General features: G+C 74.3%; 15 protein-coding genes. 4 read left to right on the top strand and 11 right to left on the bottom strand.

Annotated elements, in window-relative coordinates:
• Positions 1-21 precede the first annotated feature (21 nt).
• Positions 22-825: an enoyl-CoA hydratase/isomerase family protein gene (locus DPM19_RS05175; RefSeq protein WP_267900866.1), complete on the top strand. Its 804-nt coding sequence runs from the start codon at positions 22-24 to the stop codon at positions 823-825.
• Positions 826-880: 55 nt separating this feature from the next.
• Here the strand turns inward: DPM19_RS05175 and DPM19_RS05180 are convergent, their stop codons facing one another.
• The 5 genes from DPM19_RS05180 to DPM19_RS05200 all read right to left on the bottom strand — a co-directional run bounded on the left by DPM19_RS05180 (position 881) and on the right by DPM19_RS05200 (position 4,085).
• On the bottom strand, positions 881-1,651 hold the full coding sequence (locus DPM19_RS05180) for an enoyl-CoA hydratase/isomerase family protein (RefSeq protein ID WP_111863625.1): 771 nt from the start codon (positions 1,649-1,651) through the stop codon (positions 881-883).
• Positions 1,652-1,716: 65 nt separating this feature from the next.
• Positions 1,717-2,451, bottom strand: coding sequence for a dienelactone hydrolase family protein (locus DPM19_RS05185; RefSeq protein ID WP_111863626.1), 735 nt, complete (start codon positions 2,449-2,451; stop codon positions 1,717-1,719).
• Between the two features lie 106 nt (positions 2,452-2,557).
• Positions 2,558-2,737: a rubredoxin gene (locus tag DPM19_RS05190; protein ID WP_456049237.1), complete on the bottom strand. Its 180-nt coding sequence runs from the start codon at positions 2,735-2,737 to the stop codon at positions 2,558-2,560.
• Positions 2,738-2,742: 5 nt separating this feature from the next.
• Positions 2,743-2,901, bottom strand: coding sequence for a rubredoxin (locus DPM19_RS05195; RefSeq protein WP_111863627.1), 159 nt, complete (start codon positions 2,899-2,901; stop codon positions 2,743-2,745).
• On the bottom strand, positions 2,898-4,085 hold the full coding sequence (locus DPM19_RS05200; protein ID WP_111863628.1) for an alkane 1-monooxygenase: 1,188 nt from the start codon (positions 4,083-4,085) through the stop codon (positions 2,898-2,900). Before DPM19_RS05200 ends, DPM19_RS05195 begins: the two co-directional genes overlap by 4 nt.
• Before the next feature lie 367 nt (positions 4,086-4,452).
• Between DPM19_RS05200 and DPM19_RS05205 the strand changes: the two genes are divergently transcribed.
• Complete coding sequence (locus tag DPM19_RS05205; protein ID WP_111863629.1) at positions 4,453-5,121, top strand: TetR/AcrR family transcriptional regulator; 669 nt, start codon at positions 4,453-4,455, stop codon at positions 5,119-5,121.
• Positions 5,122-5,132: 11 nt separating this feature from the next.
• Here DPM19_RS05205 and DPM19_RS05210 read toward each other — a convergent pair whose 3' ends face one another.
• Complete coding sequence (locus DPM19_RS05210) at positions 5,133-5,798, bottom strand: TetR/AcrR family transcriptional regulator (RefSeq protein WP_111863630.1); 666 nt, start codon at positions 5,796-5,798, stop codon at positions 5,133-5,135.
• Between the two features lie 267 nt (positions 5,799-6,065).
• Here DPM19_RS05210 and DPM19_RS05215 point away from each other — a divergent pair, with 267 nt between their 5' ends.
• Both DPM19_RS05215 and DPM19_RS05220 read left to right on the top strand, forming a co-directional pair.
• A complete protein-coding gene (locus DPM19_RS05215; protein ID WP_111863631.1) occupies positions 6,066-6,503 on the top strand; it encodes a PPOX class F420-dependent oxidoreductase in 438 nt (145 codons plus the stop codon).
• 243 nt (positions 6,504-6,746) lie between these two features.
• Entirely contained in the window at positions 6,747-8,705 is a 1,959-nt protein-coding gene (locus DPM19_RS05220) for a toprim domain-containing protein (protein ID WP_158566704.1), read from the top strand.
• A 22-nt stretch (positions 8,706-8,727) separates the two neighbouring features.
• On the opposite strand, the gene DPM19_RS05225 is transcribed toward DPM19_RS05220, so the two are convergent.
• From DPM19_RS05225 to DPM19_RS05245, 5 genes are read right to left on the bottom strand one after another with little or no spacing between them, the layout of a single operon-like run.
• A complete protein-coding gene (locus DPM19_RS05225) occupies positions 8,728-9,378 on the bottom strand; it encodes an ABC transporter ATP-binding protein (protein ID WP_111863633.1) in 651 nt (216 codons plus the stop codon).
• The gene (locus DPM19_RS36085) at positions 9,372-10,412 is read right to left on the bottom strand and encodes an ABC transporter ATP-binding protein (protein WP_111863634.1); all 1,041 of its coding nucleotides are present in this window, start codon (positions 10,410-10,412) and stop codon (positions 9,372-9,374) included. Before DPM19_RS36085 ends, DPM19_RS05225 begins: the two co-directional genes overlap by 7 nt.
• Positions 10,409-11,344, bottom strand: a complete 936-nt coding sequence (locus DPM19_RS36090) for an ABC transporter permease (RefSeq protein WP_111863635.1) — start codon at positions 11,342-11,344, stop codon at positions 10,409-10,411. Before DPM19_RS36090 ends, DPM19_RS36085 begins: the two co-directional genes overlap by 4 nt.
• Positions 11,345-11,348: 4 nt before the next feature.
• Entirely contained in the window at positions 11,349-12,383 is a 1,035-nt protein-coding gene (locus DPM19_RS05240) for an ABC transporter permease (RefSeq protein ID WP_199484863.1), read from the bottom strand.
• Positions 12,350-13,891, bottom strand: a complete 1,542-nt coding sequence (locus tag DPM19_RS05245) for an ABC transporter substrate-binding protein (protein WP_199484864.1) — start codon at positions 13,889-13,891, stop codon at positions 12,350-12,352. The genes DPM19_RS05240 and DPM19_RS05245 overlap by 34 nt, the downstream gene beginning before the upstream one ends.
• Positions 13,892-13,935 lie beyond the last annotated feature (44 nt).

Raw genomic sequence — 13,935 nt, forward strand, 5'->3', positions numbered from 1 at the left:
GTCATTTCCGATTACAAGACCCTGCGGTACGAGGAGCGCAACGGCGTCGCCTGGGTCACCCTGGACCGCCCGGAGGTGCACAACGCCTTCGACATGGTCATGATGCGCGAGCTGTACGAGTGCTGGCGCGGGCTGCGCGACAACGACGACGTCAACGTCATCGTGCTCACCGGCTCCGGGGACAAGGCGTTCTGCACCGGCCTGGACCGCATCGCCGAGAACGTCGGCGCCACCGACCACACCGAGGGCCTCGGGCGCCGCGGCGCCACCCCGATGCACACCGACGACCCCTGCGACTGGCTGCCGCCCAAGACGGCGGCCGAGCTGTGGAAGCCGGTCGTGGCCGCGGTCAACGGCATGGCCTGCGCCGGGGCGTTCTACCTGCTGGGCGAGGTCGACATCATCATCGCGGCCGAGCACGCGACGTTCTTCGACCCGCACACCACCTACGGGATGCCGGCGGTCTTCGAGCCGATGTCGATGCTCCAGCGGATGCCGCTCGGGGAGGTGCTGCGGATGTCCCTGATGGGCGCCTACGAGCGGATGAGCGCGCAGCGGGCCCACGAGGTGGGGCTGGTGCAGGAGGTCGTCCCCGCGGACGAGCTGATCGAGGCCGCCCGGCACGTGGCCGAGGCCATCGCCTCCCAGCCGCCGCTGGCGGTCCAGACGACCACGCGGGCCATCTGGTACGCCCAGGAGCTGGGCTACCGGCAGGCTCTGGACGTGGCCAAGACGCTCGTCCAGCTCGGCCTCGACAAGGACTCCCTGGCGGCCGGCAAGGAGCTGTTCGATTCGGGCCGGCGCACCCCGTGGCGGCTGCGCTGACCAGGGCCCGGCGCGAAGGGAGGGCACGGCAGAGCACTGTGCCCTTCCCTCGCGTTCACACCCGGTCGCGGAGGCCGTCGGCCAGGCCCGGGGCGCGCAGCAGGTCGCCGAACGCGGCGTCCTCCCGGGCGCGGGCCCGGGCGATCTGGTCGCGGTGGGCCTCGGTGACCAGGCGTTTGGTGGCCAGCAGCGCGGGCAACGGCTTGGCCGCGATCTCCCGGGCCAGCTCGTGCGTCGTCTCCAGCAGGGTCTCGGCCGGGCACGCGCACAGCGCGAGCCCGCTGCGCACGGCCTGTTCCGCGGTGATCCAGCGACCGGTGTACAGGGCCAGCGCGGCCTGCTGCTGCCCCATCCGCAGCGGAAGCAGGTAGCTGCTTCCCGCCTCCGGGACGACTCCCATCGCGGTGAACGGGGCCAGCAGCCGGGCGTGCTCGGCGACCAGCACCAGGTCGCAGTAGCCGAGCATGGTCAGCCCCAGCCCGACGCCGGAGCCGTTCACCGCGGCCAGCAGCGGCTTGGGGAAGTCCGCCAGCGCGCCCAGCAGCGCCCGGAACCCCGCCCCCATGTCGCCGGAGGACTCTCCGGCGGCGTGCGCGCCGGCGTACCCGGCCATCTCCTGCAGGTCGGTCCCCGCGGAGAAGGTGCGGCCCGCGCCGGTGAGCACCACGACGGACACCTCGCCGTCCGCCGCGGCGTCCGCCAGTGCCCCGGCCAGCGCGTGGTAGAGCACTTCGTTGAACGCGTTGGCGCGCTCGGGCCGGTGGAAGGTGAGCGTGCGCACCCGCTCCCGGTCGGCCAGGTCCAGTGCCCGCGGCTCCGCGCTCATCCGCCCACCTCACCCGCGTCGCTTAGCTGATCTTAAATATAAAATCAGATAATGCGCTGTCGCGGCTATGCCGTGGGGTCCTCGGCCGGGGCGGCGGTGACGTGCTCGCCGAAGAACGCGAAGATCCTGTCCCAGCCGTCGGCGGCGTTCTCCCCGCCCTTGCCCATGCCGAAGACGACCTTGGCCACGGGGCCGAGCGGGGCCGGGGGCACGTACCCGGTGAGGAAGCTGTGCCCGGTGCCGGGGTACTCCTTGACGTCGTGCGGCACGCCGGCCGCGGTCAGGGCGCGCTCCAGTTTCCGTGCGGCGCCAGGCAGGCTGCGGTCCGCGCTCCCGTAGCTGGCGACGATCGGGCACGCTCCGCGCAGGGCCTCCTCGGGCTTGCGCGGCAGGATCCCGTAGTTGTCCGCCGCGGCCTGGAAGCCGTACCTGGCGGCGGCGACCAGCGCGAATCCGCCGCCCATGCAGAACCCCGCGACGCCGACGGCGCCGGTGCAGTCGTCCCGGCCCGCCAGCCAGGCCCGGGTCGCCTCGATGTGGTCGTAGGTCGGCCCGCGCTGGGCGCGCATGTCGCGCATCGCCTTGCGCACGCAGCGCAGCCAGGGCGCCCCCGCGTACAGGTCCGGGAGCACCGCCAGGTAACCGTGCGCGGCGAACCGGTCGGTCGCGGCACGCATGTCCGCGGTGGCGCCCATCGCCTCGAACAGCACGACCACGCCGGGCCAGGGCCCCTCGCCGTCCGGTACCGCAAGGTAGCCGGGCAGTTCCCGCGCTCCCGCGGGGATGGTCACGTCGGCCATTTCGCCCGCCCTTCAGATATACGCCGTACGTGCAGGGCAATGTACACCGTACGTACCCGGCCATCGAGGGCCGGGCGTGGCGGCCGTCCGGCCCCGGGCGGTGCGGTCAGGCCCGGCTGATCTCGGCCATCTGGAAGTCGGCCTTGGCCGCCCCGCAGTCCGGGCAGGACCAGTCGCCCGGGACGTCCTCCCACCGCGTGCCGGGCGGGATGTCCTCCTCGGGCCAGCCCCGGGCCTCGTCGTAGACGAACCCGCAGACCATGCACTCCCAGACCCGGTACTCCACGCGCCTCACACCTTCTCGAAGTCGATCTTCTCGCGGACGCCGCAGTCGGGGCAGCACCAGTCGTCGGGCACCCGCGCCCAGGGGGTCCCTGCCGGGAAGCCCTCGCGCGGCTCCCCGGCCGCCTCGTCGTAGCGGTAGTCGCAGACCGGGCAGCGGTAGGTCATGCCGCCCGCTCCCCGGTCCCGGCGGGGGCCGGCGGGGCGACGCCGTAGCGGGCGTGCTTGCCGGGCTGGATGTTGGCCAGGGAGGCGTCACCGCCGTAGTGCCGGATGACCCGCTTGTCCATCACCCGCCGCCAGATCGGCGGGATGAGGGCCAAGCGGGTCATGAGGGCGTAGCCGGAGGGCAGTTCGGGGGCTTCCTCGCAGTGCCGCAGCGCCTGGTAGCGGCGGGTGGGGTTGGCGTGGTGGTCGCTGTGCCGCTGCAGGTGGTACAGCGCGATGTTGGAGGCGATGTCGTCGCTGTTCCAGGAGTGCCGGGGGGCGCACCGCTCGTACCGGCCCGCGGGGGTCCGCTGCCGCAGCAGCCCGTAGTGCTCCAGGTAGTTGACGACCTCCAGCATCGTGAACCCCAGGACGGCCTGGACCAACAGGTAGGGGACGATGCCGGCGCCGAACACGCCGGTCAGGACGCCGAACAGCACGGCGGTCATCGCCCAGGAGTTGAGCACGTCGTTGCGCGGCGTCCACGGGCCCCTGCCGGTGCGCGCGAGCCGGGCCCGCTCCAGCCGCCAGGCCGACTTCAGGCCGCCCCACACGGTGCGCGGCCAGAACCGGTAGAAGCTCTCGCCCAGCCGGGCGCTGGCCGGATCCTCCGGAGTCGCCACCCGCACGTGGTGGCCCCGGTTGTGCTCGATGTAGAAGTGCCCGTAGGCGGTCTGCGCCAGCGCGACCTTCGACAGCCAGCGCTCCACCGACTCCTTCTTGTGGCCGAGTTCGTGCGCGGCGTTGATGCCGATCCCGCCGACGACGGCGATCGTCAGCAGGATGCCGATCTTCTCCCACGCCGCCACGTCGCCGCGCGACCACATCCAGGCGGCCAGCACCAGGCCCCCGTACTGCAGCGGCAGGTACAGGTACACGCACCAGCGGTAGTACCGCTGGTTCTCCAGCCAGGTCAGAACGCTCTCGGGCGGGTTCGCGGAGTCCTTGCCCAGCACCATGTCCAGCAGCGGGGTGACGACGCCCAGCAGGACCAGGCCGGAGAACCAGAACACCCCCCACCCGGTGGCCTCGACCAGCCCCCAGCCCACGAACGGCGACAGCGGCACGGCCAGGCCCAGCAGCCACAGGTACTTCTTCCGGTCGACCCAGTCCACGTCCATGACGTCGGCGGTCTCGGTTGTCATGACACCTCCAGGTGTCGCTCAAGCCGGGTCTCGGTGGAACGACGCGGTGGCCCGGCCGCCGACGACCTCCGCTCCCGGCCCGCTCGGCGGCACCGGCGGCCGTCGCCACCGCGGTCACCATGCCATGGTACGTACAGTGTAAACAAGATTTATGCCGTACGTACCACCGGGCGGCCCGTCCCGGCGTCCCTCGGCGGAGCGGCCCCGCGAGCGTGATAGACCTGTGCTCGCACGGCACGCGCGAAGACCGTGGTCACGCGATGCGGCCGTAGGCTCGGAAGAGAGTCGGGAGAGCACCCCGAGAGGTCCGTCCCGGCGCCCTCGAGTGCGGCCCGCCGGGCGGGGAGTTCGGGCAGAGAGAGTGGTGATGGCGGAGAAGCCGGCCGGTCGCGTCGAGCGGCGGCCTCTGACGCGCGAGCTGATCGTCCGGACGTCCATCGCGCTCATCGAGCGGGACGGCGCCAAGGCCCTGTCCATGCGGAAGATCGCGGCCGAGCTCGGGGTCGGCGTGATGTCGCTGTACAACCACGTGCCCAACAAGGACGCGCTCCTGGCGGCCGTGGCCGAATCCGTCCTGGCGGAGCTGGACGTGCCCGACGCCGATCCCGACCGGGACTGGAAGCTCAACGCCCGCGCCATGGCCGCCGCCTTCCAGGCCACCGCCCGACGCCACCCGCGGAGCATGTACCTGGCGCTGACCAGCAGGGCCGGCCAGCTGTCCGGCTGGCGTACCGCCGAGCGGGCCCTGGCGCTGTTCGACGCCGCGGGGTTCGACGGCGCCACCTCGGTACGCGCGCTGCGGGCGCTCATGTCGTACGTGATCGGCGCCCAGGTGCTGGAGGGCGGTGCCCTCAGGATGTCGGAGCGGCTGCCGGGCGAGCCGGCCGAACCGCAAATCAACATCGACCTCGCCGAGATCCCCCGCGTCGTCGAACTAGCCGACGAGCTGGTCCGGCTCGACCCCGAGGCCGACTTCGAGTGCGGCCTGGAGATGCTGCTCTCGGCCCTCGACCGGCTTCCCCGCGCGACCCCCTGAGCCCGCGGGGCTCAGTCCGCGCGCCGGCCCAACACCTCGATCGCGGACAGGAACAGCTCCAGGCCGAACTCGAAATCGGCGTCCGACCCGTGCTCGGCCAGCTCGTCGGGCACCGCGGCGACGTGCGGGAAGCCGGTGGCGTCCAGCTCCCGCAGGCCGTCGGCCAAGCCACCCGGCTGCTCCCGCAGGAACTTGCTCAGGCCGGCCTCCCGCAACTGGGAGCCGAACGCGTAGGCCATCAGCGCGCGCATGACGCGCACGGAGGTGACGCCGTCGAGGCCGGCGGCGGCGCACAGGTCCAGGGCGCGTTCGATCGCGCGCAGCCCGACCGGGATCCCGGTCTTGCTCGCCACCGCGAGCGCCAGGCTCCGCGGGTACTCGTCGGCGGTCCGGCGGAAGGCCCAGATGAGATCACGCGCACCGGCCCGCCAGTCACCGGGCTTCTCCGCGGGCAGCTCCAGGGTGCCCATCACGTACTCGGCCACGCCCCGGACGAGCGCCTCCTTGTTGGGCACGTGGTTGTACATCGCCATCGCGGTCACGCCCAGCTCGCCCGCGACCGCGCGCATCGACAGGGCCTCGGCGCCCTCGCGCTCGATGAGGCCGACGGCGGTGTGCACGATGAGCTCGCGGTTGAGCACGACCCGCATGACCGGCTGTGGTGGGCGCTTCGGCATGGCCCGATCTCCTCCTGCCCGGAACGGCTCCTGATCGCCCCCGCGGGCAGACGCCCCGGCAAGTGTACGCACGCGAACGGCCGGAGCCCTCCGCTCCGGCTCCCGCCCGGAAGCCGGAACGGGGCCGGTCAGCCGATGCGGAGCGGGAGCGTGCGCGGACCGCGGACCTGGCCGGCGGCCCGAGCGGGTGGCCGTACGGGCGTGCGTGCCGGGTACGGCAGGATCGGAGGCAGACCCATCCTGGCCGGAACGGAAGGACACCCCACCATGACCGACAGCGCGACGGACGAGGCCCTGCACCGGCTGCTGGCCGACCGGCCACAGGGCGTGCTCGTCACCCTCAAGGCCGACGGGCGCCCCCAGCTGTCGAACGTCAACCACCACTACGACCCTGGCAAGCGGCTGCTGCGCGTGTCGGTCACCGACGACCGCGCCAAGACCCGCAACCTCAAACGCGACCCGCGCGCCTCCTACCACGTCACCAGCGAGGACTTCTGGGCGTACGCCGTCGCCGAGGGCACCGCCGAGTTCTCCGAGGTCGCCGCCGACCCCCACGACGCCGCCGTCGAGGAACTCATCGACCTCTACCGCGACGTCGCCGGCGAGCACCCCGACTGGGACGACTACCGTGCCGCGATGGTCCGCGACCGGCGCCTGGTCCTGCGCATCCACGTCGACCGCGTCTACGGCGCCCCACCCCGCTGATCCCGGCCCCGCGAGGTCGGCACGTACCGGCCGGGTCGCGTGCCGTGCGGGAACCACGGCCCCGGGCGGGCGCTGCCGGGACTGTGGCGGGGCGCAGCCGGCACATGCGCGCCAGCGTTGGTCCACGATCGACGGATTGCATGCCATGTGTCATGGTTCGTCCGCGCAAGGGGTATGAAGGTGGGGCGAGTTCCGGATCTTGGCTTCCCCGCCGGTAGGTACGGACATGTGGAGGCTGAACCCGTGCCGGTACTCCAGGAGCGGCATCGGCTGCTGAGCTTCCTGCATCAGGTCGTCGAGCAGGACACCGCCCGGTTGCGGGCCGGACGGTTGTCGTGGTCGTGGTGGCTGGAGGCCGCGGCGCGGCACGGGCGTCACGGGTTCGCCGACACCCTGCTGATCTGCGCCCAGTCCCCCGCCGCCACCGACGTCCGCTCCTACGAGCAGTGGCGGGCGCGGGGACGCCGGGTCCGCAGGGGCGAGAGCGGGATCCGGATCCTGTCGCCGCGGGGCGGGCCCCGGGCGGTGTTCGACGTGACCCAGACCGAGGGCGACCCGATCGCCGTGCCCGCGCCGGCCACCGCGGCCCAGGCGTACGAGCGGTTGCGCGCCGTGGCCGCCGGGCTCGGGCTGCACGTCCGGCGCGACCGGCGCTGGGCGCGTGCCGGGCGGCCGGACCGGTCGGTCCACCTCGACCCGGCGCTGAGCGACTTCGGCGCCGCCACCGAACTCGCCCACCAGCTGGCGCATCTCCTGCGCCGCGGCGACCGCCTCGACCCGCGCGAGGACTTCTGTCACGGGACCCGCCGCGTCGAAGCCGACTCCGTCGCCTACCTGGCCCTGGCCCACCTGGGGCTGGACACCGCGCACCTGGTCTTCCCGCCGGTGGCCTCCTGGGCGGGCCACGGCGCCCGGTCGCCGCAGAGCGTCCGCCAGGCCGGTGACCGGATCCTGCGCACGGCCTCCCACCTGCGCCGGCGATTCTCGCCGCCCGGCGAGGCTCCGCCGGGTGGCGAGCAGGAGCCGGGGCGGCGCAGGCGCACCGGCCACGGGCCCCCGCGCCCGCCCCGGACCGGCGAGCGCCGCGCGCCGGACCGGCCCGCCACACCTGCATGGCCCGCCGCGAACGCACGGCCCACCGCGGACGCTCCGCATGCGGTGCGGCAACCCCTCGGCAATGAGGATGAACGGACCGGCCCTCCCCCGGCCCGGCCGGCGGACCTGGTGGCCGCGCATCAGGCGGCGCACCGGTTCTTCCGCACCCAGCTGCCCGGCAGCTGGGTGCCCGCGTACCTGTCCGGACGCGGGTTCGACCAGGACGTCCAGCGGTCGTGGCAGCTGGGGTACGCGCCGCGCGCCTGGCGGGCGCTGACCGACCACCTGCGCGCGCTCGGCCACTCCGACCGCACGATCCTGGCCGCCGGGCTGGCCCGCCGGACCGGCGCCGGGGCGCTGTTCGACGCGTTCCGCGACCGGCTCATGTTCGCCCTCCGCGCCGCGGACGGCACCGTCACCGGCTTCCTCGGCCGGCTGCCCGACGGAGCCGAGGGACCCAAGTACCTCAACAGCCCGCACACCCCGCTGTTCCGCAAGAGCGACCTGCTGTTCGGGCTGCACGAGACGCGCGACCGGCTGGCCGCCGGCGCCCGGCCGGTCATCGTCGAGGGCCCGCTGGACGCCATCGCCGTCAACATCGCCGAACCCGCGCGCCATGCCGCCCTCGCGCCCTGCGGCACCGTGTTGACGGCGGCCCAGCTCACCGCCCTCGGCGGGTGCACCGACCTGGACGCCACCGGGGTCCTCCTCGCCCTGGACGGCGACGCCGCCGGGCACGCCGGCATGATCCGCACCTGGCTGGCCCTGGGCAGCCTCGCCGGGCCGCTGGACGCCGTGGTCCTCCAGCGGGGACACGACCCGGCCGACCTCCTGCGCGCCGGGGGACCCGCCGCCGTCCGCGCGGCGCTGCGGGCTCCGGTCCCCCTGCCCGATCTGGTCGTCGACGCCTGCGTGGACCGGTACGGCGGGTCGCTGGAGTTCGCCGAGCAGAAGCTGACCGCCGTCCGCGCGGCCACCGCGCTGATCGCCCGCATGCCCGCCGCCCGGGTCCCCCGGCAGGTCGCCCGGCTGCACTCCCGCACCGGCGTGGACACCGCCACCATCACCGACGTCCTCACCGCGACGATCACCGGCCGGCCGGTGTAGCGCCCCGGCGGAACGCCCGGGTTCAGGTGGGGCGGGCGAGCTCCTCCCAGTGCAGGGTCCGGTCGCAGCAGGCCGCCAGCAGCGCGGGGTCGTGGCTGACCATCAGTACACCCCGGTCCCGCTCGTGGACCTGCGCGCGGATGAGGTGGACGAGTGTGGCGGCGCTGGAGGCGTCCAGCATGGCGGTCATCTCGTCGCACAGCAGGTAACGGGGGTCCGTGCCGAGCGTGCGGGCCAGGCAGGCCCGCTGGAGCTGGCCGTCGCTGACCTCGTGCGGCCGGCGGGACAGCAGGTCCGGGGTGAGGCCGACGAGTTCGGCCAGGCGGTCGGTCTCCTGCGGCGGGGACTTGGCGGGGAGGTGGGCGGACACGATGCGCCGCAGCGTGTGGCGCGGGTCGGCGGCCGACCGGGGGTGCTGGAACACCACGCCGACCTGCCGGCGCAGCGCGGCGGGCGCCGCGTGGCGGAAGCGGTCGACGCGATGGTCGTCCAGGCGGACGACCCCCTCCTCGGGGGTGTGGAGCAGCGCGAGCACGCGGATGAGCGTGGACTTGCCGCAGCCGCTGGGGCCCAGCACTCCGGTGATGCTGCCCGGCTCCAACTCCAGCGAGACCCCGTCGAGAACGCGCTGGCCGCGGTGGTATCCGGCGACCAGGCCGGTGCCGCTCAGCATCCCCGCTCCCCGGCGTGGCCCGGCTCCGCGGATCGGCCGGCGCCCCGCCGGTCACCTTCCCCGACCGGCTCCGCCGGCCCGCTCGCGCAGGCCAGGTGCCGGCCCGCCACCGGCACGGGGGCCGGGTCGCCGCTGCAGGTGTCGCGCCGCGGGCAGCGGGGCCGGAAGGCGCAGCCCGCGGGCAGCGCGGACAGGTCGGGCGGGTGGCCCGGCAGCGGGCGGAACCCGCGGGCGGGGGTCGCGTCGAGCAGCCCGCGGGTGTAGGGGTGCCAGGGGTCGGTGAACACCTCGCCGGCCGGGCCCTGCTCGACGATCCGGGACGCGTACATGACGGCCACATCGGTGGCGACGCGTTCGGCGGCGGCGAGGTCGTGGGTGATGAGCAGGACGGCGCGGCCGTCGTCGGCGAGTTCGCGCAGCATGTCGACCGTCCGTTCGACCAGTGGCCGGTCCAGCCCGGAGGTGGGCTCGTCGGCGAGGATCACGTCGGGGTCGGCGGTGAGGGCGAGCGCAAGGACGACGCGCTGGGCCATGCCGCCGGACAGTTCGTGCGGGTAGCGGTCCAGGTCGGCGGGGCGCAGCCCGACGCGTTCGGCGAGCCGGTCGGCCGCGCCGCGGGTGTCGCCCTCGCCCGGGCGCAGCACCCGGATCGTCTCGGCGAGCTGGCTGCGGGCCGTGCGCACCGGGGTCAGCGCGGTGGCCGCGGACTGCGGTACCAGCGCGACCCGGTGGCCGCGCACCCGGCGGGAGAGGGTCCGCTCCCCCGCCGCCGTCAGGTCGAGCCAGTCCGGCGACGCCTCCGGACCGGCGCTCTCCCGGAGCCGGACGCGCCCGCGCAGTTCGGCGTTGCCCGGCAGCAGCCCGAGCAGCGCGGAGGCGAGCACGCTCTTGCCGCACCCGCTCTCCCCGACGAGCGCGAGCAGCCGGCCCGGCAGCAGGTCGAACGACACGCCGGTGACCGCCTGCACGATCGACTCGCGCAGCCGGAACCGCACCGACAGATCCTGGACGCGCAGCAGCGGCGGCGGGGTCACAGCGCCAGCTCCGAACGCCGCCGGGGCACCAGCCGGTCCCGCCACCAGCCGGCCAGCCCTGCCACCGCGAGGGTCACCGCGACCAGCACCCCGGCGGGCGCCGCGATCGTCCACCAGGCGCCCAGCAGCACGTCGTCCCGGCTGTCGGCCACCATCGTGCCCAGGCTCGGCAGGTGCGGGGGCAGCCCCAACCCCAGGAAGCTCAGCGCGGTCTCGTGCCAGACCGCGTGCGGCAGCAGCAGCGCCGCGGCCAGCGCCGACTGCGGGGCGACCGCGGGCAGCAGGTGGCGGACCAGCACGGTACGCCGGGACGCCCCGCCCGAGATCGCCGCGTCGACGTAGGGGCGCGAGCGCAGGGAAAGCACCTCCGCCCGGACGATCCGGGCCACCGTCGTCCAGTGCGTCAGCGCGATGGAGACGACGACCGAGATGAGGGAGCCGCGGTAGAGGGCCACGATGAGGATGCCGAGCAGCAGGTGCGGCACCGCGTTGAACCCGTCCACCACCCGCATCACGATGGCGTCGGTCAGGCCGCCGACGGCGCCCGACACCGCGCCCACCAGGGTGCCCAGCAGCGTCGCCACCACGGCGCAGGTGACGGCGACCACCAGGGAGACCCGGGCGCCGAGGACGGCGCGCACCAGCACGTCGCGGCCGGCGTCGTCGGTGCCCAGCAGGTGGCCGGCCCCCGGTGGCAGCAGCACGGCGTCGTAGTCGACCGTTCTGGTCGCCGCGTCACCGGCGACCAGCGGCACTACCAGGATCACGGCGACCACCGCCACCAGCGTGCCGGCCGCGAAGGCCAGCCGCACCCGGGCGGGCACCGCGGTCCCGCGGCCGGGTGCGCCGCCGGGCCGCCGCCGCCCGGCCGGCCGCCACGGCCCGGCCTCCGGGTCGGCCTCCGGACCGGTCGGTACGGTCTTCTCGCTCATCGCCTCATCTCCGCGGGGACGTTCTCGGATCGATCAGCAGCACCGCGGCGTCGGCCAGCAGGTTCCCGGCCAGGACCGCGCCGGTGGCCAGCAGGGTGAGCGCGACGAGCAACGGGTAGTCCACGTTCAGCCCGGCGCGGACCATCGCCCCGGCGACCCCCGGCCAGGAGAACACCTCCTCGACCAGGACCACCCCGGTGACCAGTTCCGGCAGGCGGGTGCCCACGGTGGTCACGAACGGCAGCAGCGCCGCCGGCAGCCCGTGCCGCAGCACGACGGTGCGTTCGGGCAGGCCGCGGGCGCGGGCCGCCGTCACGTGGTCGTCGGCGAAGGCGACCAGCAGTTGCTGGCGCAGGGTGAGGATCAGCCAGGGCAGCTGGGAGACCGCGAGCACGAGCGCGGGCAGCGCCAGGTGCCGGAGCGTCGAGCCGAACCCCGTCTCGCCGGTGGCGTCGGCGACGCCCCCCGCGGGCAGCAGCGGGAGCGCGACCGCGAAGGCGGCGATCGCGCCCAGCCCCAGCAGGAACGTCGGCAGCCCCTCCAGGGCGTGCGCCGCGGTGACGACGAAGCGGTCGGCCCACCCGCCCTGCCGCCACGCCGACACGACGCCGAGGGTCAGCGCGATGAGCACCGCGAGGGTGAGCCCGGTGCCCGCCAGCAGCAGGGTCCAGGGCAGCCGTTCGGCCACCACGTCCGCCACGGGCTGGCCGAAGCTGCGGCTCATCCCCCAGTCCCCGGTCAGCGCCCCGTGCGCCCAGTCCAGGTACTGCCGCCAGATCGGCTCGTCGAGCCCGAGTTGCTCCCGGGTGCGCGCCACGTCCGCTTCGGCCGCGGTGAAGATGCGCGTGCCGTAGTACTGGTACACCGGGTCGAACGGCGAGGCCGCGCCCAGCAGGAAGACCACCACCGACACGGCGAACAGCAGCGGGACCGCCACCGCCAGCCGTGCCAGCGCCAGCCGCCGGACCGTGCGCGCCCGGCCGCCCCGGGCCGTTCTGGTGGCGCTCACCCGCGCCTGGACCACTCGGGGAGGTTCCACCAGGGTCCCCACGTCAGCGTCCCGTGGACGTGCGGGTCGACGACCGGGCGGTAGCCCGACCACTGGCCCCGCATCACGTAGGTGTGCTCCAGGAACACCAGGAAGACCCAGGGCGGGTTCTCAATCAGGCGGCGCTGCACCGTCCGGTACGCCTCGGTGCGCACGGCCCGGTCGGGGCTGTTGCGGCCCCGGTCGAGGGCGGCGTCCACGGTGGCGTCCCGGTAGGAGCCGGGGTTGTTGAACCCGTCCTCGGCCTGCGAGGAGTGCAGCAGGCCGTAGGCCACCAGGTCCGGGTCCAGGGAGGTGCCGCCGCCCATCAGCAGGGCGTCTTTCTTCATCCGCGGCTCGATGGCGTCCCAGCCGAGCCCGAGCAGGTCCACCCGGACTCCGACCTTGCCGGCGTCGGAGGCGAACCCGCCGGCCAGCGCCTTGCGGACCGAGTCTTCGGCGGGGTACATGAGGGTGAACCGCGCCTGCCGGCCGTCCTTGGACCGTGTGCCGCCCGGCCCGGCCCGCCAGCCCGCGTCCTCCAGGATCTTCCTGGCCTGCTCGGGGTCGTGTTTGAAGGTCGCCGCGGGGTCGGCGAACTCGGCCAGCGCCGGCGGTACCGGGGTGAAGGCGCTCTGGCCCCGCCCGGCGAGCAGCGCCCGGATCATGCCCTGCCGGTCCACCGCTAGGTTGAGGGCCCGCCTGATCGCCAGGTCGCTGGTCACCGGGTTCTTCTGCGGCAGCATCACCCCGCGGTAGTCCGCGCTGTCGTGGCCGTAGACGGTCATGCCGTTCTGCCGGGAGAACGTGCCGGCCAGCGCGGGCGGCAGCACCGTCCCGTCGAAGTCGCCGCGCCGCATCCGCTGCGCCCGGGTGTTGTCGTCGGGCACGAACGCCACGGTGACGCGCCGGAGCTTCGGCTTGGTGCCCCAGTAGCGGTCGTGGGCGGCCAGCACCAGCCGTTCGCCCCGCCGCCATTCGGCGAGCCGGTAGGGGCCGGTCCCGATCGGGCGGGTGTTCAGCGGGGAGGACTCCAGTGGGCCGCCGGTCAGCTTCTCCGACGGGAGGACGCCCAGCACCAGCCGGTGGGCGAAGGGCGCGTACGGGTGGCGCAACCGGAACTCCACCGTGTCCGGGCCCGTCTGCCGCACGCCGGACAGCATCTTGAAGGACGAGGAGATCGGGGAGGCCGCCGCCGGGTCCAGCAGCGTCCGGTAGGTGGCCACCACGTCTTCGGGGCCGAGGGCCGACCCGTCGTGGAAGACCACCCCGGGGCGCAGCCGCGCCGTCCAGGTCAGCCCGTCCGCCGAAGGTTCGGGCACCGCGGTGGCCAGTGCGGGTTGGAGCCGGCGGTCGGCGTCGTGGGTCACCAGGCCGTCGAAGATCTTGCTCATGCCGTCTTCGGCGAAGCCCATCAGCGGGTTCAGGGACTCGTCCTCGTAGGGGTCCGCCAGCACCAGACCGTCGGCCACTGGCTCGGCGGGCTGGGAGCACGCCGACAGGGCCGCCGCACCGACCATGACAGCGATCAGTGCAAAGCGGGGCAAACCACTCAAAGAGAGAC

The sequence above is a fragment of the Actinomadura craniellae genome, from assembly GCF_003289645.1.
Classification (GTDB): domain Bacteria; phylum Actinomycetota; class Actinomycetes; order Streptosporangiales; family Streptosporangiaceae; genus Actinomadura_D; species Actinomadura_D craniellae.

Bases quoted from the DNA above. Each gene is read 5' to 3' on its own strand.
- DPM19_RS05180 (WP_111863625.1), bottom strand. From the start codon at position 1,651: ATGAGCGCGGAGCCGCGGGCACTGGACCTGGCCGACCGGGAGCGGGTG.
- DPM19_RS05185 (WP_111863626.1), bottom strand. From the start codon at position 2,451: ATGGCCGACGTGACCATCCCCGCGGGAGCGCGGGAACTGCCCGGCTAC.
- DPM19_RS05195 (WP_111863627.1), bottom strand. From the start codon at position 2,901: ATGACCTACCGCTGCCCGGTCTGCGACTACCGCTACGACGAGGCGGCC.
- DPM19_RS05200 (WP_111863628.1), bottom strand. From the start codon at position 4,085: ATGACAACCGAGACCGCCGACGTCATGGACGTGGACTGGGTCGACCGG.
- DPM19_RS05205 (WP_111863629.1), top strand. From the start codon at position 4,453: ATGGCGGAGAAGCCGGCCGGTCGCGTCGAGCGGCGGCCTCTGACGCGC.
- DPM19_RS05210 (WP_111863630.1), bottom strand. From the start codon at position 5,798: ATGCCGAAGCGCCCACCACAGCCGGTCATGCGGGTCGTGCTCAACCGC.
- DPM19_RS05215 (WP_111863631.1), top strand. From the start codon at position 6,066: ATGACCGACAGCGCGACGGACGAGGCCCTGCACCGGCTGCTGGCCGAC.
- DPM19_RS05225 (WP_111863633.1), bottom strand. From the start codon at position 9,378: ATGCTGAGCGGCACCGGCCTGGTCGCCGGATACCACCGCGGCCAGCGC.
- DPM19_RS36090 (WP_111863635.1), bottom strand. From the start codon at position 11,344: ATGAGCGAGAAGACCGTACCGACCGGTCCGGAGGCCGACCCGGAGGCC.
- DPM19_RS05245 (WP_199484864.1), bottom strand. From the start codon at position 13,891: ATGGTCGGTGCGGCGGCCCTGTCGGCGTGCTCCCAGCCCGCCGAGCCA.